This window comes from Ignatzschineria ureiclastica, from assembly GCF_003121845.1.
GTDB classification, from domain to species: domain Bacteria; phylum Pseudomonadota; class Gammaproteobacteria; order Cardiobacteriales; family Wohlfahrtiimonadaceae; genus Ignatzschineria; species Ignatzschineria ureiclastica.
This window is the reverse complement of the sequence record NZ_QEWQ01000001.1, coordinates 433,525-457,035: the sequence shown is the minus strand read 5'-3', so window position 1 is coordinate 457,035 and position 23,511 is coordinate 433,525. Positions and strand designations below refer to the sequence as shown.

Here is a 23,511-nt window from a genome sequence, read left to right as displayed (position 1 = left end):
GCATTGAGGAATATCATGAAAGCAAGATTAAAGCAATATTATGATGAAGTTGTAGTTCCAAAGCTCATTGAAGAGTTTGGCTACACTAATCCTATGGAAGTACCTAAAATCACTAAAATCTCATTAAATATGGGTGTTGGTGAAGCCGTTCTCGATAAAAAAGTGATGGATTTTGCAGTTGCAGAAATGACTGCTATCTCTGGTCAACAAGCGCAAGTAACGTTGTCTAGAAAATCTGTTGCTGGATTTAAAATTCGTGATGGTTGGCCTGTAGGTTGCCGTGTAACACTTCGTCGTACAACAATGTATGAGTTTTTAGATCGTTTGATCAATATCTCTTTACCACGCGTAAGAGATTTCCGTGGTGTAAGCGCTCGTTCTTTTGATGGTCGCGGTAACTATAACTTTGGTATTAAAGAACAGATCGTTTTCCCTGAAATCGAATATGAAAAAGTTGATGCAGTACGTGGTATGGATATTAGTATCGCGACAACAGCAAAAACTGATAAAGAAGCAAAAGCGCTTCTTAGTGCTTTCAACTTCCCATTTCGTAATTAATTATAAAGCAGGATATTATGGCTAAAGTATCAATGGTTAATCGCGAGAAAAAGCGTGCAAAATTAGTTGCAAAATACGCTGCGAAACGCGAACAATTAAAGAAAATTATTATTAGTGCAGATGCTACAGCAGAAGAGAAAGAGACTGCGGTAGTAGCATTACAGAAGTTACCAAGAGATTCTTCTCCATCTAGACGTCGTAGACGTTGTAGCATTACAGGTAGACCACATGGTGTTTATCGTAAGTTTGGTCTTGGTCGTAACAAGTTAAGAGAAATCACTATGCGTGGTGATATTCCTGGCTTAAGAAAATCTAGTTGGTAGGAGAATTATTAATGAGTATGCACGATCCTATTTCAGATATGTTGACTCGCATTCGTAATGCACAAATATCTGAAAAAACAGAAGTAGAGATTCCATTCTCTAACTTAAAACAATCTATTGCAAACGTACTTCTTGAAGAAGGCTATATTGCTGATATTAAAACAACGGGTGAGAAAGTGTCTGATAAGAAGCTTGTTCTTGCGTTGAAATATTATCAAGGTAAGCCAGTTATTGAGCGTATCGAAAGAGTTAGTAAACCAAGTCTTCGTGTTTATCGTGATAAACACAGTCTTCCACAAATTTTAGGTGGTTTGGGTATTGCTATTGTTTCAACTTCACAAGGCATGATGACTGACCATAAAGCGAGATCTTTGTCGCTCGGTGGTGAAGTAATCTGCGTTGTTGCTTAATTAGGAGGTTCGGATGTCACGTGTAGCTAAGCAGATTATTACTGTGCCAGCGGGTGTTGAAGTCACAATCTCTGGTAATAACGTAAAAGCAAAAGGTCCTAAAGGTGAGCATGATTTACAATTGCATTCATCAGTAGGAATTAAACAAGAAGGGAATGAATTAGAAATCGTTCCAGATTTGGTACAAAGCAAAGGTAGTTATGCTATTGCCGGTACTATGCGTTCATTAGTAAACAACTTAGTAGTAGGTGTATCTCAAGGTTTTGAGAGAAAACTTATTCTTAATGGTGTTGGTTACAGAGCGCAAGCACAAGGTGCAACGCTTAATCTTACTCTTGGTTTCTCTCATCCTATCGCTCACGCTATGCCTGAAGGTGTAACTTGTGAGACGCCTACACAAACTGAAATTGTGATTAAAGGTGTTGATAAGCAAGCAGTGGGTCAAGTTGCAGCTAAGATCAGAGCATATCGTCCACCAGAACCATATAAAGGTAAGGGTGTTCGTTACTCAGATGAAGTTGTTTCATTGAAAGAAGTTAAGAAAAAATAGGTGAGAACAATGAAAAAAAGAGATGCAAGATACAGAAGAAGCCTTAAGGCTCGTATCAAAATGAGAGAGTTAAAGGTTGATCGTTTAACTGTTCACAGAACTCCAAGACATATCTATGCGCAAATTATTAGTGGCGTTGAGAACAAAGTTTTAGTTGCAAGCTCAACTTTAATTGCTGATGTTAAATCACAAGTTAAAGGTACTGGTAATGTTGAAGCAGCGATTGCAGTAGGTAAAGACATTGCAGCAAAAGCGCAAGCAGCTGGTATTAAAAATGTTGCTTTTGATCGTTCTGGATTTAAGTATCATGGCCGCGTTAAAGCTCTAGCAGATGCAGCTAGAGAAGCTGGATTAGAGTTTTAATAAGGAAGGAAATAGATGACTACAAAAGTTGAAAATCAAAATGTAGCTGTAGCAAGTGATGGCTATCAAGAGAAGCTTGTAACTGTTAATCGAGTTTCTAAAACAGTAAAAGGTGGTAGACAATTTGCTTTTGCTGCACTAACAGTTGTGGGTGATGGTAATGGTAAAGTAGGTTACGGCTATGCGAAAGCAAAAGAAGTACCTGTTGCTATCAAGAAATCAATTGAACAAGCAAAAAGAAATATTAAAAATGTTTCACTGAATGGTGGTACATTACAATACTCTGTAACTGGTACACATAATGCTGCTCGTGTTTATATGCAACCAGCATCAGAAGGTACAGGGGTAATTGCCGGTGGTGCGATGCGTGCAGTATTTGAAGTTGCGGGTGTAAAAGATGTACTTGCAAAATGTCAAAACTCTCGTAATCCTGTGAACGTTGTTCAAGCAACAATCAAAGGATTAAGCGCGATGTTAACACCTGAAGAGATTGCTGCTAAACGCGGTAAAACTGTCGAAGAGATCAGAGGGTAAGTTATGACGCAGAAAACGATTAAAGTCACTCTTGTAAAGAGCACTAATAGTCGCTTACAATCACATCGTGATTGTGTTAGAGGCTTAGGTTTAAGACGTCTTCATCATACAGTTGAGGTGTTAAATACACCTGAAAATATGGGGATGATTAACAAAGTAGCTTACTTACTTAAAGTAGAACAGTAGGGATTGGTATAACAATGAAATTAAATACATTAAAACCTGCATTTGGAAGTAAGACTAATAGACGCCGTGTAGGACGTGGTTGTGGTTCAGGCCTCGGTAAAACTGCAGGTCGCGGTCATAAAGGTCAACATTCTAGATCTGGTGGATATCACAAAGTTGGGTTTGAGGGTGGTCAACAACCTCTACAAAGAAGATTGCCAAAAGTGGGCTTTAACTCTAGAATTGGTCTAGTTACAGTGGAAGTGCCTTTATCAGCACTTAACAAAGTAGCGGGCAATGAAGTCACTTTTGCATCATTGATTGAAAGCAATCTAATCTCAGCAAAATATACTCGTGCTAAAGTTATGCTTTCAGGTGAGATCAATAAAGCAATCACCTTGAAAGGTATTAGTGTTACTAAAGGGGCTAAGGCTGCTATCGAGGCTGCTGGCGGCTCTGTTGAAGAGTAAATATGCAAAAAAATCAAATAGGGGCTAGTAACCTCGGACGTTTTTCGGGACTTTTGTCAAGACTATGGTTTTTAGTCTTGGCATTAGTTGTTTATAGAATTGGTGTCTATATCACATTGCCAGGTATCGATGCTGTGACATTATCACAAGTAATGGAACAGCAAGGTCAGCAAGGTGGTATATCTGCAATGATTAATCTCTTCTCGGGTGGTGCATTCGAGAAAATGTCGGTCTTTATGTTAGGTGTTATGCCTTACATTACAGCATCGATTGTCATTCAGTTGTTATCAGTGGTGTATTCACCATTAGAGCAGTTGAAGAAAGAAGGGGAAGCAGGTCGTCGTAAAATGACGCAGTACACTCGCTATATGACGATTGCATTTGGTCTAGTACAAGGAGTTGTCTATTCTATTGCAATTATGAACGGTGGGTTTGTAAACGCTGAACTCGTTGTGATTCCGCCAGTCCTTTTCGTCTCTCTCTCCACTTTAACGCTTGTCACAGGAACAATGTTCTTGGTGTGGCTAGGAGAGCAGATTACAGAAAGAGGAATTGGTAATGGTATTTCAATGATCATCTTTGCAAGTATCCTTATGGGTATTCCTTCATCGGTTGCTTTCCTATTTGAAACTGCTACCACCCAAGGTGGCGCAATGTGGTTACTCCTTGTTGTTCTATTCTTATTGGTTTTTGCTGTTATCTTTGCCATTGTCTTCATCGAAAGAGGACAACGCAGAATCACAATCCAATATGCAAGACGTCAGCAAGGTAGAATGATGTCTTTGGGGAACCAAACGAATCATTTACCATTAAAACTCAATATGTCAGGTGTAATTCCTGCAATCTTCGGTTCGGCATTCCTATCTTTTGTTTATACAATTAGTACTGGTTTAAGCAAAATTAACGTGCCTGAATTGACTGACGCGGATACAGGGCTTTGGGGGAGCTTTAGCTATTATGTATCCTTGACACTTAATAAGCTCGGATTTTATGGAGTAAAATACTTCTCCATTGGACAGCCTGCCTATATGATTTTATTCGCAGCGCTCATCATCTTCTTCTGTTTCTTCTATACGGCTCTTCAGTTTAATTCTAAAGAAACCGCTGAGAATCTTAAGAAAAATGGTGGATTTATTCCCGGGATTAGACCAGGTATTCATACATCGCAATATTTAGATAGAGTATTAACGCGTATTACATTGTGGGGATCTCTCTATATTACGATTATCTGTTTATTACCTGAGCTATTCAACGGCATCAGTCCTGTGCAGATGTATTTTGGTGGTACTTCTATTCTGATCGCAGTAGTTGTGGTTATGGATTTAGTAACACAAATTCAAGCATTGTTAATGTCTCAGCAATATGAGTCTTTAATGAAAAAAGCCAACATTAGTTCAGCATTGAATGGTACCCCACCAAACTTTTAATAAAATTAATTGGAGTAAAGTAAATGAAAGTAAGAGCGTCGGTTAAGAAAATATGCCGCAAGTGTAAGATTGTAAAACGCAGTGGTGTTGTGAGAGTTATTTGCGAAGATGGTCGTCATAAGCAACGTCAAGGCTAATAATATTGTGTAAATTTTAATTATCAGGTAGAATGTTCTGCTTGATAGATATTTAGGATAGGTTTTATATGGCACGTATAGCAGGTATCAATATACCAGTACAAAAGCATGTGATTATTTCACTGCAATCTATTTATGGAGTTGGACCAACTCGCGCTAAAGCAATCTGTGCAGCAGCTGCAGTTGAGCCTACTACAAAAGTTAAAGACTTAACAGATGCCCAAATCGATGCACTTCGTGCAAGCGTTGGGGAATATGTCGTAGAGGGAGACTTACGTCGTGAAGTTTCTTTAAGCATTAAACGTTTGATGGATCTTGGTTGCTACAGAGGCATCCGTCATCGTCGTAGCTTACCTTTAAGAGGACAACGTACGAAAACTAATGCTCGTACTCGTAAAGGTCCTAGAAGACTAGTTAAATAATTTGTTAAGGAAATATTAAAAAATGGCAAAACCTTCAGTTAAAACGCGTAAGCGTGTTAGAAGAAGTGTTGTAGATGGCATCGCACATGTACAAGCATCTTTCAACAATACAATCGTGACTATTTCTGACCGTCAAGGAAACGTACTTTCATGGGCAACAGCCGGTGGATCAGGTTTCCGTGGTTCAAGAAAATCTACGCCTTTCGCAGCGCAAGTAGCAGCAGAAAGAGCGGGAACAGTTGCACAAGAATATGGTCTTAAAAATTTGGATGTTAATATCAGTGGTCCTGGCCCTGGTCGTGACTCTGCAGTAAGAGCCCTTAATGCGATTGGCTATAAAATCACTAGTATCTCTGATGTGACACCTATTCCTCACAATGGTTGTCGTCCGCCTAAAAAGCGCAGAGTGTAATTCAATTTTTAAGGAGTATTATTAGTCATGGCACGTTATATTGGCCCAAAATGTAAATTAGCAAGACGTGAAGGTACTGATCTTCACTTAAAATCTAGCGCTCGTTCATTCGAATCGAAATGTCATCATGACAAGGCGCCAGGTCAACACGGTGCAAAACCAGGTCGTACATCTGACTACGGTTTGCAATTACGTGAAAAACAAAAACTTAAAAGAATTTATGGTTTATTAGAGAAACAATTCCATCTTTATTATAAAGAAGCGGATAGACGTAAAGGTTCAACAGGTGAAAATCTTCTTTCGATCCTTGAAAGCCGTTTAGATAACGTAGTTTATCGTATGGGATTTGCTTCAACTCGTGCAGAAGCGCGTCAGTTAGTAAGCCACAACTCAATTTTAGTGAATGGTGAAAAGGTGAATATTCCTTCTTACCAATTAAAACCAACGGATACAGTCTCTATTAGAGAACGCTCTAAAAAGCAAGCACGTATTGCTTATGCTATGGAACTTGCCGAAGCGAATGGTCTTGTTGACTGGGTTTCAGTTGATAAAACAAAAATGGAAGGCGAATTTAAACGCGTTCCTGAACGTTCGGATTTACCAGCGGATATTAACGAGTCATTAGTAGTTGAGCTGTACTCAAAATAATAAGCATATTGGTTTTATTTCGTTCCTTCTTATTATTTTAGATCAATCGGGTAAGTACATATGGCTTTAAATGAGTTGTTAACTCCACGTATTGTGGAGATCAAAACCGACGAAAATCATTTCTCTGAAATTTCGTTAGAACCTCTTGAGCGGGGGTTTGCGCATACACTCGGGAATGCACTTCGTCGTATTCTGCTATCTTCGATGCCAGGTGCAGCGATTACAGAATGTGAGATAGAGGGTGTTTCTAAAGAGTACTCTGCAATTCCAGGTATGCAAGAAGATGTTATTGATCTTCTGCAAAATCTCAAAGGTATTGCAATCATATTACATGATGCACCTGAAGCGTATATCACTTTAGAGAAGAAGAGCAAAGGCCCTGTTTTAGCAGGTGATTTGGAAGTTCCACATAATGTGGAAATCATTAATCCAGAACATGTCATTGCAAATTTAACTTCAAGTGGTTCGTTGAAAATGCGTTTAAAAGTAGAGAGTGGCAGAGGCTATAGCACTGCTGCTAATCGTGAAATCGAAGCGGGTGAGAATGCCTCTTCTGCTTTAGGTTTATTCCGGTTAGATACTACTTTTAGTCCAGTGAATCGTGTGAGTTATCGCGTTGAGTCAGCTCGTGTTGAACAACGTACAGACTTAGATAAGTTAGTGATTGCACTTGAAACGAATGGCACATTAGATCCAGAACAAGCAATTCGTAATGCGGCAACAATTTTACATGAACAATTAAGTGTTTTTGTAGACTTGAAAGCAATGCCGGAAGAAGAGCCTGTTCAGGAAGAGCCAGAGTTCGAGATTGATCCTACATTATTGAGACCTGTTGATGATTTAGAATTGACTGTTCGCTCTGCAAACTGCCTGAAAGCAGAGAGCGTGTACTACATCGGTGATCTGATTCAGAAAACAGAGACAGAACTACTTAAAACACCTAATCTTGGTAAGAAATCATTAACAGAGATTAAAGATGTGTTGGCTCAATATGGTTTATCATTAGGTATGACGCTAGATAACTGGCCACCACCTAGTTTAGATACGACAAAACCACCAGCATAATTTTAATTTATTGAATAGGAAGTATAACAATGCGTCATCGTAAAGCAGGTCGTGCATTTAGTCGCACTTCAGCACATAGAAAGGCTATGTTCAAAAATATGTCAGTATCTATTCTTGAACATGAAATCATCAAAACAACTGTACCAAAAGCAAAAGAGCTTCGTGGTATCGTTGAACCTTTAATCACTTTAGCGAAAGTAGATACTGTTGCAAATCGCCGTAAAGCATTTGCTGCATTAAGATCTCGTGAAATGGTTCAAAAACTTTTCGAAGTTTATGGTCCACTTTTCAAAGATCGTCAAGGTGGTTACCTTCGCATCATGAAGTGCGGTTTCCGTCCAGGAGACAATGCACCAATGGCATATATTGAGCTTGTAGATCGCCCAGCGAAAACTCAAGCTGATGCCAGCTAAACCCAATATTAATTATTAGCCGGTTATTTTATAGCCGGCTTTTTTATTGAATGGTCAAAATATGGATTTTTTCTTTTATCGCGACGCTCAAAACACACCTAATGTCCCTCGTGTAGTAACATTAGGGGCTTTTGATGGTGTACATTTGGGGCACCAAAAATTATTAGCAAGGTTGAATGAACTCGCATTGCGCTATCCTGATGCAAAGCGGACATTGATCACCTTTGAACCTCTACCTCATGAGTTTTTCTTAGGGGATAAGGCGCCTGGACGAATTATGTCCTTGAAAGAAAAGCTGATTTTCTTAAAAGAGTATGACGCGGTTGATGAGGTCATTATTCTACCCTTTACTCATGCCGTGCGGGAATGGACACCTGCGCAATTTATTCAACATTTCTTAGTAGAAACATTAGGTGTTAAGGGGATTGTCGTTGGCGATGATTTTCGTTTTGGGATCAAAGCGACAGGTTCATATCAAGATCTTTTAGAGGCTTCTCGTATCTATCCTTTTGAAGTAATCAAGGAGGATTATTACTATATTGGTGATACGCGTATCTCATCAACCCTTATCCGATCAGCATTAGCAGAATCTAATTTTAATCAAGCGACACTCTATCTTGGCAGACCTTATACGATGATTAGTCGAGTTGTCTATGGTAATCAATTGGCAAGAACATTAGGGACCGCGACGATTAATTTACCTTTAAAACGTTTTAAACCACTCTTTACAGGTGTTTATAATGTTTATGCGACACTTTGTAAAACGGGTGAGCAATTAAATGGTGTTGCTAATATTGGTTATAGACCAACTGTGAATGGCATTAAGCCCAATTTAGAAGTACACTTACATGATATTAATCGGAATCTGTATGGAGCCGATGTCAGTGTACAGTTTTTATCAAAAATTCGTGATGAGCGTCGTTTTGAGAATTTAGAGGCGTTAAAGGCGCAAATTCTCGCAGATGCTCAAGTTTCAAGAGATTATTTCAATCTTCTAAAGTAGGATGTGAACGTGAGTAAAGTAAATAAGAGTGAAGAAAAAAATGATCACGTATATCGTGATACTTTAAACTTACCCGAAACAGATTTCCCGATGCGCGGGAACTTGCCAAAGCGTGAGCCTGAATTTATTGAGTACTGGGATCAGATTGATCTTTACCATAAACAGCGTGAACTCTTTGCTGGTAAACCTAAATTTATCCTACATGATGGCCCTCCATATGCCAATGGTGCGATTCATCTTGGGCACGCAGTTAATAAAATTTTAAAAGATATTATTGTTAAATCTCGTGGCCAATTAGGATTTGATTCACCTTATGTGGCGGGTTGGGATTGTCATGGTCTACCAATCGAACTGGTGGTCGAGAAGAAATTTGGTAAAGTCGGTGATCAGTTAACACCAGCACAATTCCGGGAGAAATGTCGGGAATTTGCAGGAACACAAGTTGCCATTCAAGCAAAAGGTTTCAAACGTTTAGGCGTTCTCTCTTATGAAGAAAAACCTTATTTGACGATGAATCAAGATACTGAAGCAGATATTGTTTTAGCACTCAAAGAGATTGTGAAAAAAGGTCATCTTGAAAAAGGTGCTCGCCCTGTACATTGGTGTTTAGATTGTGGTTCTTCACTAGCGGAAGCTGAAGTAGAGTATGCCGATAAGGTCTCTTATAGTATCGATGTTGCATTTCCTGTTGTGGACAGTGCGGATTTAGCGAAGCGTATTAATCATGCAGTATCAGATGATGTGGCCGTTGTAATTTGGACAACGACACCTTGGACATTACCAGGTAATGCCGCTGTTTCAGCAAATGCTGATTTTATTTATGCACTTGTTCGTAAAGATGGTAAAGAGTATCTTGTTGCCCGTGATTTAGTTGAAGCACTTGAAAAAAGTTGGGATTGTCAGTTAGAGATTCTGGCTGAATTTGAAGGGAAAGCGGTTGAAGGCATCAAGCTTCGTCATCCTATTGAAGATAAAGATGTACCTGTTATCTTAGGTGATCATGTGACCTTAGATGCCGGTACTGGCTTTGTACATACTGCGCCTGCACATGGTGAAGAAGACTATGCTGTTGCGCTTAAATATGGTATTGAGTTTGAAAATCCTGTTTTAGGGGACGGTACCTATATTCAGACTGTGCCCCATTTTGGTGGTAAAAATATTCGCGGTATTGAGCCCGAGATGATTGCTTTCTTAACAGAGAAAGGCATCCTAATTCATAGCGGTAAAATTACCCATAGCTATGCTCATTGTTGGCGCCATAAAACACCGACAATCTATCGGGCAACCCCACAATGGTTTATTAGCATGGATAAACAGGGGCTTCGTCAAGAGGTTTTGGATCAAATTGACCAAGTTCAATTTATCCCAACTTGGGGAAGAGAACGTCTTTACGGCATGATTGAAGGTCGTGGTGATTGGTGTATTTCACGTCAACGTTACTGGGGCGTGCCTATTCCATTCTTCCTACATAAAGAGAGTGGCGAGCTTCATCCACGTACTGATGAATTGATGGAAAATGTTGCCGATCGTATTCGGGAAAAAGGTCTTGAAGCGTGGTTTGGTGCAACAGTAGAAGATTATCTTCCTGCGGAAGAAGCCGCGCACTATCAGAAAAACACAGATACACTAGATGTCTGGTTTGACTCAGGAACAACGCATTTTAGCGTATTAGGACGTCGTCCTGAATTAGCATATCCTGCAGACCTCTATCTTGAAGGATCGGATCAACATCGTGGCTGGTTCAATTCATCGATTATTACTTCTGTGGCAATTAATGGTGTTGCACCTTATAAAGCATTATTGACTCATGGTTTTACGGTCGATGCGAATGGCCGGAAGATGTCTAAATCACTCGGTAATGGTGTAGAGCCTGCAGATGTGATCGATAAGATGGGGGCAGATGTACTTCGCCTGTGGGTTTCCTCGACAGATTATCGTGGAGAGATTCCTGTTTCTGATGAGATTTTGAAGCGTACTTCTGAAACCTATCGTCGTATTCGTAATACGGTTCGCTTCTTGTTAGCGAATACCAATGAATTTGATTTAGCGACCAATGGGGTTTCATTTGATGAGATGTTACCGCTTGACCGTTGGATTGTAGCGAGAGCACTGCAAATTCAAGAAGAGATCAAAGAGGCTTATCTTGAGTATTCATTCCATAATGTCTATCAGAAATTACAATATTTCTGTTCAATTGATTTAGGTAGTTTCTATCTTGATATTATTAAAGATCGTCAATATACAGCGGCAAAAGAATCTTTAGCCCGTCGTTCAGCCCAAACTGCACTCTACCATGTATTAGAAGCGTTAGTTCGCTGGATGGCACCTATTTTGACCTTTACGGCAGAAGAAGTATGGCAAGCAATGCGTGATCGTGGTAATGCTCGTTTAGAATCTGTCTATTTAACGGAATTTTATGATGGGCTTGTACCGTTAGAAGAAGGTACACCATTCGATACCGCTTATTGGAATCGATTATTGGAAGTTCGTCGTGAAGCTGCGAAGCAGATTGAACAATTACGGACAGAAGGTAAAGTCGGTTCATCTTTACAAACAGGGATTACAGTTTACGCAGATGATGCACTCTTTGCAGATATTGCTCGTTTAGAAGATGAATTACGCTTTGTGCTACTTTCATCTTATGCAGATCTTAAACCTTTGGCTGAGCGGGAAGAATCATTGCCTGTCCAGGAGTTAGAGGGAACAAAATTTGCGGTTAAAGTGACGGCATTAGGTGATGAGTATCATAAGTGTGTTAGATGCTGGCATCATCGGGAAGAGGTTGGAAAACATCCTGAACATCCTGAATTATGTGATCGCTGCGTAGAAAATTTAAGTCCTGAAGGGGAAGATCGTCACTATGCATAGTCGTCGAAAAGCGAATGATGGCAAACAGGGGAGACCAGTGAATATGATTTTCTGGTCACTCTTTGTGGTAGCTGGGGTGTTACTCGATATCGGTAGCAAGTATGCGGCTGAACATCTACTGCTCTATGGGCAGAGTGTACCCGTACTCCCTTTTCTCAATTGGACGCTTGTCTATAATCCTGGCGCTGCTTTTAGTTTCTTAGCAGATCAAGAAGGGTGGCAACGTTGGTTCTTTATTGGGATTACCACTTTGATTGCCATTATCCTTTTCTTCTGGATACGTCGAACAAAGCCTCAGGAGCAGCTGCTTCGAATTGGTTTGGCTTCAGTATTAGTGGGGGCGATTGGGAATTTAATAGATCGCGTTGCCTTAGGGCATGTGATCGATTTCATCCATGTCTATTATGGTCAGTATCATTTCCCCATTTTTAATGTGGCAGATATTTTTGTTACAGTAGGCGTTGGTTTTATTATTCTCTCTTCTATAACGGAAAAACGACGTAAAATTCAAGAGGACGAATAATGGTTAAAATGCCAGATCATTGAATTGAGCCGGCGATTACCGATTACAATAATGAATAAAGTGAATATTTAGGAATAATCCTCGCTGAGGTCTTATAATGGGGCTTAAGTTGAGGGTTATTTTTTATAGAATCAATTTTATCAAATGAATATAGTAGTGGCCTAGGGTATTACAGTTGCCATTATTAGAGATATTACAGGATAGAAAATATGGCTGATGAGAAATCAATGCTAGAAACCATCTTAGATTACAATCGTGAATTTGTGGATTCTAAGGAATATGACAATCTTTCAACGGATAAATATCCCAATAAAGAGCTCGCAATTTTAACCTGCATGGATGCACGAATTGTAGAGTTATTACCAAAGGCAATGGGGCTAAAAAATGGCGATGCAAAAGTGATCAAAAATGCCGGCGCATTAATTACCCATCCCTGGGGTGCAGTGATGCGTAGTCTATTAGTTGCAGCGCTTGAATTTAATGTGAAAGAGATCATGGTGATTGGACATACCGATTGTGGTATGAGAGGCTTTGATCCTGAGCATCTACTCGATAAAGCGCGTAAATTTGGAATCACTGATGCGACGATCACGACACTTCGAAATGCCGGCATTGATCTTGATGGGTGGTTGCGTGGATTTGATAACGTGGCAGATAGCGTCCGTTTTACTGTTGATAAAATTCGGAATCATCCATTGATGCCGGGTCGAGTTGTTGTCCATGGTTTAGTCATTCATCCCACCACTGGGAAGCTACATACGGTGGTCAATGGCTATGTAGAACATACCAATCTACTTGAAGAACTAGGGGAAAGAGAGATAGAAGATCATGACTAAAAAGATATTTTTGGCGAATCCTCGGGGATTTTGTGCGGGTGTTGATCGGGCAATTACGATTGTAGAGCGAGCGCTTGAACTGTTTGGGGCACCGATCTATGTGCGTCATGAAGTGGTGCATAATAAATATGTCGTCGATACGCTTAAAGCGGGTGGGGCTATTTTTGTGGATGAGCTGGATGAAGTCCCCGATGGTAAAATTGTGATATTTTCGGCTCATGGTGTTTCTAAAGCGGTACAAGAAGATGCTAAAAATAGGGGGTTAGAGGTTTTTGATGCCACTTGTCCTTTGGTGACCAAAGTCCATTTAGAAGTAAGTCGTTTTGCCAAAGATGCGATGGATACGATTTTAATTGGTCATGAAGGTCATCCTGAAGTGATTGGAACGATGGGGCAGTTTGACACTCAATATGGTGGGACGATTCATTTAGTAGAAACTGTTGATGATGTCGCTCATTTAGTGGTTAAAGATCCCCAAAAAGTAGCTTTTGTGACACAAACAACATTATCGCTCGATGATACATCTCAAGTAATCGATGCATTACGTGCGCATTTCCCTGATATTCAAGGCCCTAAAAAGAGTGATATCTGTTATGCAACGCAAAATCGACAAGATGCAGTTAAAGACTTAGCTAAACAGACAGATCTGATTTTAGTGGTAGGCTCTAAAAATAGCTCTAACTCTAATCGTTTGCGGGAATTGGCTGAAAAAGAGGGAACGGAGAGTTACCTTATTGATCGCGCGACGGATATTGATATGAAGTGGCTTGAAAATCATACATTAATCGGCGTGACGGCAGGGGCTTCAGCTCCGGATATATTGGTGCGTGAGGTTATTGAGTTTCTACAAAATGCCGGTTTTAAACTAGAGGGAAATATGCCGGGCATCGAGGAAGATATTGTATTTCCGCTTCCAAAATTACTCCGACCCTCAGAAGAAAAGCTGTAAGCATCAAAATGAAATAGATATAAGAGAGCCCATTTTCAATAAATGGGCTTCATTGTGTCTAGCTGTATTTAGTTAAGAGATCTATAGTAAATTTGGTTTAAGAAAAATGGTTTTTCAGCAGCTATTGTGGGATTTCAAAAAATATAAAAGCGTACTAAACAACACTTGCAAGATGCCGGATAGAACAGTTTCCTTATTTATTACAGCCGATGCGCCGGCATTTTAATAATGCTTATTTTGAACCTATTTTACTATACTTTACAGAAAGAGTTTAAATGCCGGATTATCATTCTCGTCTGTAAACTCATAGCCAATCTCTTCTAAGAATTCATTGAAAGAGCCATCTATAATATTTTGTTCTGGCACCTGGATACCGATAAGGACGCGACCGTAATCAGAGCCATGATTGCGATAATGGAAGAGGCTAATATTCCAACGACCCGCTAAAGTTGCGAGAAATTGCATGAGTGCGCCTGGATGTTCGGGGAATTCAAAGCGGAAGAGTCGTTCATTTTCCACATCAGATTTACCTCCGACCATATGACGAATATGGAGTTTAGCGACTTCATTGTCACTTAAATCGATCACTTCTAATTGATGATTTTGTAGATTTTCTAAGATCTGCGCTTTCTCTTCATCGCGAGCAGAGAGTTGCAAACCCACAAAAATAACCGCTTCTTTGGGATCTGAATAGCGGTAATTAAATTCTGTAATGCTACGTTTGCCAATAAGATTGATGAAGTTGTGGAAACTGCCAGGGATTTCAGGAATTTTGACAGCAATTAAAGCTTCGTTTTTCTCTCCCAATTCCGCGCGTTCTGCTGCATGGCGTAAACGGTCAAAGTTGATATTTGCGCCACTTAAAATACCTGCAACATTTTTAAAGCCATGATCGGGATGCTCATGAAGGTATTTCTTAATACCAGCAACACTAAGGGCTCCCGATGGTTCGCTTAATGCTCTCGTATTATTGAAAATATCTTTCATCGCAGCACAGAGTTCATCTGTAGAAACGGTGACGATATCATCCACATATTTTTGACAGATCTCAAAGGTTTTTTCACCCACCAGCTTGACGGCCGTACCATCGGCAAAGGACCCCACTTGTGCAAGTTTTACCCGTTGATTCTCTTGAAGTGAAACGAGCATTGAGGCAGATTCTTCTGGCTCTACCCCGATAATTTTACAGTTAGGGGCAATAAATTTCACATACGCCGCGATGCCGGCAATTAGTCCCCCACCACCGACAGGAATAAAGATGGCATCAAGATCGGGCTTTTGATCAAGTAGCTCTTTACCAATGGTGCCTTGTCCCGCAATGACGGCAAGATCATCAAAGGGATGGATAAATGTTTTCCCCTCTTGTTCAGAGAGATAGCGCGCGTGTTCATAGGCCTCATCGAAATTGTTGCCATGGAGGATTACTTCAGCACCCATCTCTTTACAAGCATTTACTTTAAGAGCCGGGGCAGATGTTGGCATCACAATAGTTGTTTTAAGTTTTAGGTGGCGACCACTTAAGGCTACCCCTTGTGCATGATTTCCCGCTGATGCACAAATCACCCCTTTAGCTCTCTCTTCTTCGCTTAATTGGAAAATTCGGTTGAATGCGCCTCTAATCTTAAAAGAGAAGATCGGCTGTAGATCTTCACGTTTGAGCCAAATATGGGTATGTAATTGCTGACTTAAAAGATGGAGGTAGTCTAGTTGGGTATTTTTAGCCACATCATAGACTCGGGCAGAGAGAATATCCCGGATTAATGCATTCATGGTAGAACCTTTATCTGATTAAAAAGTATCTGAATCATTGAGTCATCGAAGTGATTGAATGATTCAATAAAAAATTAAATGTTTTTCATAGTAGCTTGAGAATCGAGTATTACGCAACTTTTCTACGGAGAGATTTTTATACGATCTGCTTTCATCTCATGTTTACGAATGAGTAACCTATTTTGTTGCCGGCATTTCGAGTATTTGTGCAAGGAAATGGTTGAGTTCATTAAATTGCATCAGTGCATTATTTTCTGTTTCATCGGCTTCAAAAAGGCTAGGAGCCATCATATTGTAGTATGGGAGATCTCGGCTATTTTGAATCTTGTTAAGGTTGATCTGCTCAATGGTGCCTAATGCCTGTTCGATAAAGGCAGGTGAACCGATAATGCCATTAATACGGATCATCTCTTGATGATAATGGTGAATAGATTGCGGTAGTTGGTGCTGATCAAGTGCGATAAATTGCAGTTGTGAATTATTTTTTTGATCAACAGATTGAAAGAGTTTGATGACAGATTGCAATAGTAAGGTGTCAGAAAATCTCGTATCAATCACTATTTGTTTGGTAAAGAAAGGGCGAATATGTGAGGGGATAAAATGCCAATAGCGATAGGGTTCGGTTCGGATTTTTGTAGCAGATACATCAAATTGGGCGCGAGGAGGATCCATTAAGCGTACGGGGAGATTGAAATATTGCCGATAGAGTGCTTCATCTTGAAGCTCACTACTAAAGATGATAGTAGGCTTTATGTTAAGCGCATTTAAAGTTGCTTGAAGTCGTTCACTCCAAGCTTGCCAGCCATTAGGGTATGCGGGAATGCCATCTTCTATAAAGGATTCTACTTGAATGCCAGGAATGGTAGCAAAAACCTGTTTTGCCCAATTTGTCCGCTCTTCACTCGTAGGAAGGCGTGTCATAGCGCTCTCTTCAAAGAGTTTAAGATCCCGTTCTGAATCACTACAGACAAAGACAATGAGTTCATCTACGAGTTGCCTTGCTTGTAGAATCATATTGATATGACCTTGATGAAGAGGGTAAAATTTTCCAACAATCATGCCGATACTCTGTGCCATTCTATTCCCTTGTTGTTTCATTTTTGTGGGTAGCAATTGCTGCGAACAAAATGCTTAATATTCATTTTATGATGATCTCATTGGGATTGCTTAGAATAATCTTGAGATCATTTTATAGAAATTGACAAATATATTTTATTGATAATGAATGTAGTATAATAACACGCATTTACCTCTTACTAATATAGAACGAAAGCATATGATTACATCAATTCTTAAAGGCAGTTTTTTATGGACCGGCAGTATGATTACACTGACGATCTATATCCTCTTTATTTTAGCCGTCTGCGTTAAAATTATTATGGATACCACTAGCGTGAGTAAGACATTAGGTTATCTTGTCTTAATCGTATTTCTGCCATTATTTGGCGTTATTCTCTACCTCTCTTTAGGGGTGAATTATCGCAATAAAGCGATGTATGATAAGAAGTTAGAATATAACGGTGATCTTAAAGAGGAGATTTACCAATATACCAAACATATAGAAGAAGGCGCAGAAGCAACTGGTAATCCCGTTATTGATCAGTTTAAGCGCCTTGCACACTCTGTTTCAACGGAAGATGTGCATTGGATGAGTCTTAATAATGATGTAATGCTGCTTAAAAATGGAGAAGGAAAATTTCCTGAAGTTATTAAAGCGATTGAAAATGCCAAAGAGACAATTCACATTGAGTACTATATTGTTCGAAATGATGTAATTGGTAATAAAATCAAAGATCTCTTAATTCAGAAAGCGAAAGAAGGGGTTAAGGTTCGCTTCATCTATGATGACTTTGGTAGTAAACATATTCGTAAAAAATATGCCGAAGAGATGCGCCAAGCTGGCATTGAAGTCTTTCCATTTCGGAAACTTCTCTTTATCTTCTGGGCTAACCGAGTCAATTATCGTAATCACCGGAAAATTATTGTCATTGATGGCCGTATTGGCTTTGTTGGTGGAATCAATATTGGTGACGATTATATTAATGATCCGGCAAGCGGTAAGCCGATTTTACGGGATATGCATGTGCGCTTAGAGGGGTATAGCTGTTATGCGTTACAACATCTCTTTCTCTCGGATTGGAACTTCTGTGCGAAGCAGAAAGTAGAACCGAATGCAGAGCTTTTTCCATTAGCGCTTAAGGATAGTAAAGGCACTACCGCAGTGCAGATTGTAGCCAGCGGACCCGATTCAGAAGAGCCTTTTATTATGAATTCTATCTTGCAGGCAATTGCATTAGCTGAAAAAGAGGTGTTGATTACAACGCCTTACTTTATTCCGACAGAGCAGATTTTAACGATGTTGAAGATCGCGGCACGTAGCCAAGTGAAAGTGAAATTGCTTGTGCCTGAAAAAACCAATTCAATGTTAGTACGAATGGCCAGTCGAGCACTCTACCTTGATCTCTTAAAGGCTGGTGTTGAGATCTATCATTATCAGAAAGGTTTTATTCATGCGAAGACGAGTGTCTATGATCGAAGTTTAGCGATGATTGGTACGGCGAATATGGATATTCGAAGCTTTGATTTGAACTTTGAAGTGAATGCCATTATGTATGACCAAGCGTTTGCTGAGAAGATGACTGCGCAATTCTATGAAGATTTGGAGAATGCGGTGCAAGTTACGTTAGAAGAGTGGGAGAAGCGGCCTAAATATCGTGTATTTGCCGATAAATTTGTTTATCTTGCTTCATCTCTTCTATAGGAATCTATATCGTTGATTCGAAGTCAGGCTGAAATCTCGATGATCAGAATGTAAGTTCAAATTAATAGAGCGTGGTCTATTGTTCAAGTTCAACGATTGTTGAAGTCAAACAAGTCCACGCTTTTTGTTATTTGATAGTTATACTATAGTAATATCGGTTCAAAAGAAGCTTATCAAAATGCCGGCGCATCGGTTGATCGAGGCAAGAAAGCTGTTCTATCTGGCATCTTGCAAGTGTTGGTAAGTCAGGTTTTATGTTTTTTTAAAGCTCCATAATAGCTGTTTACAAAGTATTTTTCTTAAACCAAATTTACTATATATGATATAGAGATATTTGTTTAGCTAATAACCTCTAATAGTGCATTGGCTTCATCTGGCAGTAATTGCACAAGTTGATGACGGATGAGAAACTCAAGCGTCACTAAGCCGCTATTGGGTTTAAATTGATCTTTTGCGCGTAATGCCTGCTCAATTTCAATGGGTGTCATTTGATAGAAGGCTTCTACTTCACCATCATTAATTTGCGGTATAAAATCAGCCGGTAAAGGTAGATCAAATGCAAAAATACACTCATTACGAATCGCCTGATGATACTCTGCAATGTAATTAATTTTAGTCGCAGGTTTGAGGTGTTGTGCTAAATCGTAGGGAACCGCGGCTTCTTCCATCGCTTCTCTGATCGCCGTTTCGAGAGGCTTTTCCCCATAACTTAAACCGCCGGCCGCGATATTATCGAGTTTATGAGGTTCAATCATTTTAAGGTGAGAGCGCCGAGCAATCCACAGTCGTTCAATAGGTGCATCGAGATCGGCAGGAACTTGATAGCCATTGATATGAATCCCATAAACTCGTAAGCCTAGAAATGGGGCGACACCTCGTTCAATAGTAAAAATGGGTGTTTGTAGGTCTTCTCCAGGGCGATAAACACCATAAGCTTCATCTCGCCAATTTTGAATAATTCCCACTTCTCTTAAGGTTTCTGAAAAGTGGGCAATCATTTGCGTGCGGGTTGCGATATCCGCTAGACAAAAATCAGATTGAAAATAGATAGCATTCGCTTGAATGAGAAATAATCCAGGAAATTGCGTCAAGACCTCAATTCTTGCTTGATGAACCCAACCTACAGGTGTTTTATCAAAATAGAGTGGATGATAATAACGGTAATCGGGTTTGGCAAGGGAAGGGAAGAGGTCTATCAGCATGACGAAAGTCTATTATCCTATTTAAATTAACGAACAGTGCGAGTTAAGGCTTGCGCTAAACGATCTGCAATACTATTGAGCGCGCTATTATAGGCTTTCACACCACCTGCTGCATCATAAGTGGGTGCCGGCACTTGTTCATTATAGGTATAGGTTTTTACAATTTGATTGTTACGATTATTAATTAAGCGTGCTTGGAGTTTAAGCGTGATATAACTCTCTGTTTCATTAGGGAAGTATTGACGCATCTCTAAAATAGACATATCTAAACGGTAAGCCGCTGAGATATTAGTAGGCGCCATCACCACATACTCAAAGAGACCACGGTTATCGAGGTCTTGGGTAATCGCTGCTTGAATTAGCTGTGCCGGAGGCGCTGCCCATTCATTTTGAGTAAAGCTCTCAATTTCGTTCGGGCTACGACTATAGAACATCTCTGTGGAGAGTCGACCGAGAGAGCGTACTTGAGAAACAAGTAGAGAAGGGAGTGCATGAGCGCTATTGGCTACCGGCGTTGTCTCTGTTGAGAGAAGATAATTCGTTTTAGCCGGCGCTGAAGCACAGCCTGCTATTACGAGAGGTAAAATGGCGATTATCAGCCAATTTTTAAATGATTTCATACGATATAGTCCTTATAAAGTCGGTGAAACTCTATTGCTGAATGTATTGATAACGTGATTAATCGCGTTACTAATGAAGTTACTCATAAATCTATTTGTTCTGATATAAATTTGATCTTAATATGAATTTAATCTTGTTATTCACCGGGGCCAGGTTTTTGTTTCGGTTTACCCATAATGATCGCATTCGGGGTTGCTTCTAACTCTTGCATTAAGAGTGAGAAATTATAGAGTGCATTTTCTAGTGTAGGGAAGATATTTTGAATCGATCCATTAGCCTCTTCGCCTAAACCATTCCAAGTTTTGAATGTACTATTTGCACTGCCTAATGCAACATTGGCACTATCAAGCACTGTATTGGCTTTAGTCATGATGCTATCGAGTTTTTTGGCAGAGTCTTTTGTATGCTGCGCAAGGTTATAGATCGAATCTGCGGCACTTTTGAGTTGCGGTGTAATAGTATCTAAGGTCGTTCCTGCTTTCTCTGTAAGGGCACGAATTTTCCCACCGGCTGCAGCAAGATCTTGAGTAAAACTATTGGTATTGCTGAGAATATCACTAAAATTATCGATATTTTGAGTAGTGAGAATCGAGCCTAATTTTTGTGATAAATCCGTTAATGAATGGGTAATATCATCTAATGCCTCATCAAGGCGTTGTGCTAGAGATGGACCATTTTTAATGGTTGGAATCGGGTCCTCTTTGGTTGGCAAAAGGTCACCTGCTTGAGGTGTCCCCCCGGTTAAGCTCACATTGACAATGCCGGTAATACCACGACTCATCAAGACTGCTTCTGTATCCCGCTTAATCGGCGTACCGACATCGATATCGAGTAAAATCGTAACATAACGAGGATCATTATTATTCAGTTCGATTGCCGCGACTTTCCCGACATTCACCCCCCGATAATCGATTGGGGAGTTGATTGAAAGGCCTGCAACACTCTCATTGGTAATAACTTTATATTCAATAGTGTTGACCTTTTCAAAGCCGTTTGTTAGCCAAATAATCAGGGTAATAAGGCAAGCTAAGAATCCAAGGACGAAAAGTCCAACGACTGTGTAATTAAATTTGTGTTCCATAAGCTTCTCCAACCGCGCGTCCACGAGGACCTTGGAAGTATTTTTGAATTAAAGGATTGCTATTTTTAACAAGATCTTGAATCGGTTCATAGGCAATAAGCGTTTTATTCCCGAGGAATGCCACTTTATCGGTTGTTGCCCAGATTGAGTCAAGATCATGTGTCACCATGACAACTGTGAGATTAAGCGACTCTTTGAGTTGTCGCATTAAACCATCAAATTCACTCGCTGAAATAGGATCAAGCCCCGCTGTAGGTTCATCGAGGAAGAGGAGCTCAGGGTCGAGTGCCAAAGCTCTTGCTAAACTAGCTCGTTTGATCATTCCACCAGAGAGATCTTTCGGAAGCAGTGATGCCGCTTCAGGTTTAAGCCCTGAAAGTGTTAATTTGAGCATCGCAACCTCTTCCATATCTTTGCGACTGAGTTTAGTGTGCTCTTGCAGGGGAACCATAATATTTTCTAATACGGTAAGTGAACTAAAGAGTGCCCCACTTTGAAAGAGCATGCCAAAGGTTTGTCGTAATTTCTGTTTTTCACTGTGAGAAGCGCCCCAAACCGGTTTGTCAAAGAGATAGACTTGCCCTTTTGTCGGGGGTTGTAACATGATGATGCTACGAAGTAGCGTTGTTTTACCTGAGCCTGATCCGCCCACAAGTGCAATCATTTCACCCCGCTGAACCGTCATATTGAGATCTTCGTGGACAACATGAGAACCGAAGGCATTATAGATGTGCTCAATACGAATCACATCATCGGGTTGTGCTTTCGGTTGAGAGGTTGTCGATGTGGTTGTATTTAATTGTTCTGGCATAATCGATTCCCTCTATAAACCAACATTTCGCATTAAAATCGAGAAGAGTGCTACGATGATAATGACAAAGAAAATAGATTGCACAACGGCTTTTGTGGTCTGTTGCCCAACACTATCCGCTCCCCCGGCAACTTGGAAGCCTTGATAACAGCCAATAAGGGTAATGACAATCGCAAATACAGGTGCTTGAACAATTCCTACCATGAGAGAACGCCAAGTTACAGTATTTGGAATGGTTTGTAGAAACTCCATGAAGGAGATATCTAAGTAGATATTTGAAAGTACCATACTGCCAAAAATAGCCATGATATCGGCAAACAATGTTAAGAAAGGGAGTGATATGGCTAAAGCGTACATTTTGGGGAGTACTAATTGGTTATATTTGTTAATCCCAATGGTTTCAAGGGCATCAACTTCTTCGTTGACCACCATAGTGCCTATTTGTGCGGCATAAGCCGCCCCCGTTCGACCGGCGATAATAATCGCTGTTAATAACGGCCCTAAGACTCGTAATACTGCAACTGCCGTAAAGTCAACGATATAGATATTTGCGCCAAACATCTGTAGTAGGCTCCCTGCCTGATAAGCAATAACCGCCCCAATGAGGAAATTGAGTAACCCTACAATGGGGAGTGCCATCACACCGGCAGATTGAATATTTGCCCAAAAGGCGCGCCAACGAATATTCCAAGGGGTAAAGGCCTTTTGAATACCGATTACAGAAACTTCACCGATAAATTCTAAAAAGCGCTGAATGCCATCAAATTGTTTAAATACACGTTTACCCACTTTCGTGACAAAGAGTTCTCTTGTGACCGGCGCTTGCTTTTGTACACCAGCTTCATCAATACGTGATTTGATAAATAGAAAGAGATCAATCTGTTTTTTGTCAAAGTTTTGATAATCAACTTTGCAATTAGCAGGGAGTTTATTGAGTGCAATATAGAGCTCTTGACACCCAATGGTATCAAGCTTCGTCAGTTTACTACCATCAATGATGATAGCGTCTGTAGTGACGGGCGTTTTTTGAAACTGTTGCGCTGCTTGCTGAATCGTATGCAAGTTAGCAAGAATCCAGGCGCCGTCAATATAAATTGTATTATTCTCAAGCGTTATCATATGTTACGGTTCTGTGTCATTAGGTAAGAATTAGACGGTAAATAGTGGCTTAACTAACAGGACTATTTGA

General features: G+C 40.1%; 28 protein-coding genes. 21 read left to right on the top strand and 7 right to left on the bottom strand.

Features of this window, described 5'->3' with window-relative positions:
- Positions 1–15: 15 nt before the first annotated feature.
- The 20 genes from rplE to ispH all read left to right on the top strand — a co-directional run bounded on the left by rplE (position 16) and on the right by ispH (position 14,076).
- Positions 16–558 carry a 50S ribosomal protein L5 gene (gene rplE, locus DC083_RS01865; protein ID WP_026878341.1) on the top strand — a complete coding sequence of 181 codons (543 nt, stop codon included), beginning with the start codon at positions 16–18 and terminating at the stop codon, positions 556–558.
- Positions 559–575: 17 nt separating this feature from the next.
- Entirely contained in the window at positions 576–881 is a 306-nt protein-coding gene (rpsN, locus tag DC083_RS01860; protein WP_109188562.1) for a 30S ribosomal protein S14, read from the top strand.
- An 11-nt stretch (positions 882–892) separates the two neighbouring features.
- Entirely contained in the window at positions 893–1,291 is a 399-nt protein-coding gene (gene rpsH, locus DC083_RS01855; protein ID WP_109188561.1) for a 30S ribosomal protein S8, read from the top strand.
- 13 nt (positions 1,292–1,304) lie between these two features.
- A complete protein-coding gene (gene rplF, locus DC083_RS01850) occupies positions 1,305–1,841 on the top strand; it encodes a 50S ribosomal protein L6 (protein WP_109188560.1) in 537 nt (178 codons plus the stop codon).
- A gap of 9 nt (positions 1,842–1,850) precedes the next feature.
- Positions 1,851–2,204 (top strand): 50S ribosomal protein L18, encoded by a 354-nt coding sequence (rplR, locus tag DC083_RS01845; RefSeq protein ID WP_109188559.1) that lies wholly within the window; start codon positions 1,851–1,853, stop codon positions 2,202–2,204.
- Between the two features lie 15 nt (positions 2,205–2,219).
- A complete protein-coding gene (gene rpsE / locus DC083_RS01840) occupies positions 2,220–2,738 on the top strand; it encodes a 30S ribosomal protein S5 (protein ID WP_109188558.1) in 519 nt (172 codons plus the stop codon).
- A 3-nt stretch (positions 2,739–2,741) separates the two neighbouring features.
- Entirely contained in the window at positions 2,742–2,924 is a 183-nt protein-coding gene (gene rpmD / locus DC083_RS01835) for a 50S ribosomal protein L30 (protein ID WP_026878347.1), read from the top strand.
- A 14-nt stretch (positions 2,925–2,938) separates the two neighbouring features.
- A complete protein-coding gene (gene rplO, locus DC083_RS01830; RefSeq protein WP_026878348.1) occupies positions 2,939–3,373 on the top strand; it encodes a 50S ribosomal protein L15 in 435 nt (144 codons plus the stop codon).
- 2 nt (positions 3,374–3,375) lie between these two features.
- Positions 3,376–4,800, top strand: coding sequence for a preprotein translocase subunit SecY (gene secY, locus DC083_RS01825; protein ID WP_109188557.1), 1,425 nt, complete (start codon positions 3,376–3,378; stop codon positions 4,798–4,800).
- A 23-nt stretch (positions 4,801–4,823) separates the two neighbouring features.
- Positions 4,824–4,937: a 50S ribosomal protein L36 gene (rpmJ, locus tag DC083_RS01820; protein ID WP_084331415.1), complete on the top strand. Its 114-nt coding sequence runs from the start codon at positions 4,824–4,826 to the stop codon at positions 4,935–4,937.
- A 68-nt stretch (positions 4,938–5,005) separates the two neighbouring features.
- Positions 5,006–5,359: a 30S ribosomal protein S13 gene (gene rpsM / locus DC083_RS01815; protein ID WP_109188556.1), complete on the top strand. Its 354-nt coding sequence runs from the start codon at positions 5,006–5,008 to the stop codon at positions 5,357–5,359.
- Positions 5,360–5,381: 22 nt separating this feature from the next.
- Positions 5,382–5,771: a 30S ribosomal protein S11 gene (rpsK, locus tag DC083_RS01810; protein ID WP_026878351.1), complete on the top strand. Its 390-nt coding sequence runs from the start codon at positions 5,382–5,384 to the stop codon at positions 5,769–5,771.
- A gap of 27 nt (positions 5,772–5,798) precedes the next feature.
- A complete protein-coding gene (gene rpsD, locus DC083_RS01805; protein ID WP_026878352.1) occupies positions 5,799–6,419 on the top strand; it encodes a 30S ribosomal protein S4 in 621 nt (206 codons plus the stop codon).
- Between the two features lie 60 nt (positions 6,420–6,479).
- Complete coding sequence (locus DC083_RS01800) at positions 6,480–7,484, top strand: DNA-directed RNA polymerase subunit alpha (RefSeq protein ID WP_109188555.1); 1,005 nt, start codon at positions 6,480–6,482, stop codon at positions 7,482–7,484.
- A 29-nt stretch (positions 7,485–7,513) separates the two neighbouring features.
- Positions 7,514–7,897 carry a 50S ribosomal protein L17 gene (gene rplQ, locus DC083_RS01795; protein WP_026878354.1) on the top strand — a complete coding sequence of 128 codons (384 nt, stop codon included), beginning with the start codon at positions 7,514–7,516 and terminating at the stop codon, positions 7,895–7,897.
- A 61-nt stretch (positions 7,898–7,958) separates the two neighbouring features.
- A complete protein-coding gene (gene ribF, locus DC083_RS01790) occupies positions 7,959–8,900 on the top strand; it encodes a bifunctional riboflavin kinase/FAD synthetase (RefSeq protein ID WP_109188554.1) in 942 nt (313 codons plus the stop codon).
- A gap of 90 nt (positions 8,901–8,990) precedes the next feature.
- The gene (gene ileS / locus DC083_RS01785) at positions 8,991–11,768 is read left to right on the top strand and encodes an isoleucine--tRNA ligase (RefSeq protein WP_229822283.1); all 2,778 of its coding nucleotides are present in this window, start codon (positions 8,991–8,993) and stop codon (positions 11,766–11,768) included.
- The gene (gene lspA / locus DC083_RS01780) at positions 11,761–12,291 is read left to right on the top strand and encodes a signal peptidase II (protein ID WP_109188552.1); all 531 of its coding nucleotides are present in this window, start codon (positions 11,761–11,763) and stop codon (positions 12,289–12,291) included. Before ileS ends, lspA begins: the two co-directional genes overlap by 8 nt.
- A gap of 209 nt (positions 12,292–12,500) precedes the next feature.
- Complete coding sequence (locus DC083_RS01775) at positions 12,501–13,127, top strand: beta-class carbonic anhydrase (protein ID WP_109188551.1); 627 nt, start codon at positions 12,501–12,503, stop codon at positions 13,125–13,127.
- A complete protein-coding gene (gene ispH / locus DC083_RS01770; RefSeq protein ID WP_109188550.1) occupies positions 13,120–14,076 on the top strand; it encodes a 4-hydroxy-3-methylbut-2-enyl diphosphate reductase in 957 nt (318 codons plus the stop codon). Before DC083_RS01775 ends, ispH begins: the two co-directional genes overlap by 8 nt.
- Positions 14,077–14,334: 258 nt before the next feature.
- On the opposite strand, the gene ilvA is transcribed toward ispH, so the two are convergent.
- On the bottom strand, positions 14,335–15,846 hold the full coding sequence (gene ilvA / locus DC083_RS01765) for a threonine ammonia-lyase, biosynthetic (protein ID WP_109188549.1): 1,512 nt from the start codon (positions 15,844–15,846) through the stop codon (positions 14,335–14,337).
- A 177-nt stretch (positions 15,847–16,023) separates the two neighbouring features.
- The gene (locus DC083_RS01760) at positions 16,024–16,923 is read right to left on the bottom strand and encodes an adenylyltransferase/cytidyltransferase family protein (protein WP_157954867.1); all 900 of its coding nucleotides are present in this window, start codon (positions 16,921–16,923) and stop codon (positions 16,024–16,026) included.
- A 199-nt stretch (positions 16,924–17,122) separates the two neighbouring features.
- Here DC083_RS01760 and cls point away from each other — a divergent pair, with 199 nt between their 5' ends.
- The gene (gene cls, locus DC083_RS01755; RefSeq protein ID WP_109188547.1) at positions 17,123–18,607 is read left to right on the top strand and encodes a cardiolipin synthase; all 1,485 of its coding nucleotides are present in this window, start codon (positions 17,123–17,125) and stop codon (positions 18,605–18,607) included.
- Positions 18,608–18,945: 338 nt separating this feature from the next.
- Here the strand turns inward: cls and DC083_RS01750 are convergent, their stop codons facing one another.
- The 5 genes from DC083_RS01750 to DC083_RS01730 form a co-directional block, all read right to left on the bottom strand.
- On the bottom strand, positions 18,946–19,809 hold the full coding sequence (locus DC083_RS01750) for an NUDIX hydrolase (protein ID WP_109188546.1): 864 nt from the start codon (positions 19,807–19,809) through the stop codon (positions 18,946–18,948).
- Positions 19,810–19,835: 26 nt separating this feature from the next.
- Positions 19,836–20,429 carry an ABC-type transport auxiliary lipoprotein family protein gene (locus DC083_RS01745; RefSeq protein WP_109188545.1) on the bottom strand — a complete coding sequence of 198 codons (594 nt, stop codon included), beginning with the start codon at positions 20,427–20,429 and terminating at the stop codon, positions 19,836–19,838.
- 137 nt (positions 20,430–20,566) lie between these two features.
- Positions 20,567–21,511 carry an MlaD family protein gene (locus tag DC083_RS01740; protein WP_109188544.1) on the bottom strand — a complete coding sequence of 315 codons (945 nt, stop codon included), beginning with the start codon at positions 21,509–21,511 and terminating at the stop codon, positions 20,567–20,569.
- Positions 21,495–22,322, bottom strand: coding sequence for an ABC transporter ATP-binding protein (locus tag DC083_RS01735; RefSeq protein ID WP_109188543.1), 828 nt, complete (start codon positions 22,320–22,322; stop codon positions 21,495–21,497). Before DC083_RS01735 ends, DC083_RS01740 begins: the two co-directional genes overlap by 17 nt.
- A gap of 12 nt (positions 22,323–22,334) precedes the next feature.
- The gene (locus DC083_RS01730; RefSeq protein WP_109188542.1) at positions 22,335–23,441 is read right to left on the bottom strand and encodes an MlaE family ABC transporter permease; all 1,107 of its coding nucleotides are present in this window, start codon (positions 23,439–23,441) and stop codon (positions 22,335–22,337) included.
- Between the last annotated feature and the right edge of the window lie 70 nt (positions 23,442–23,511).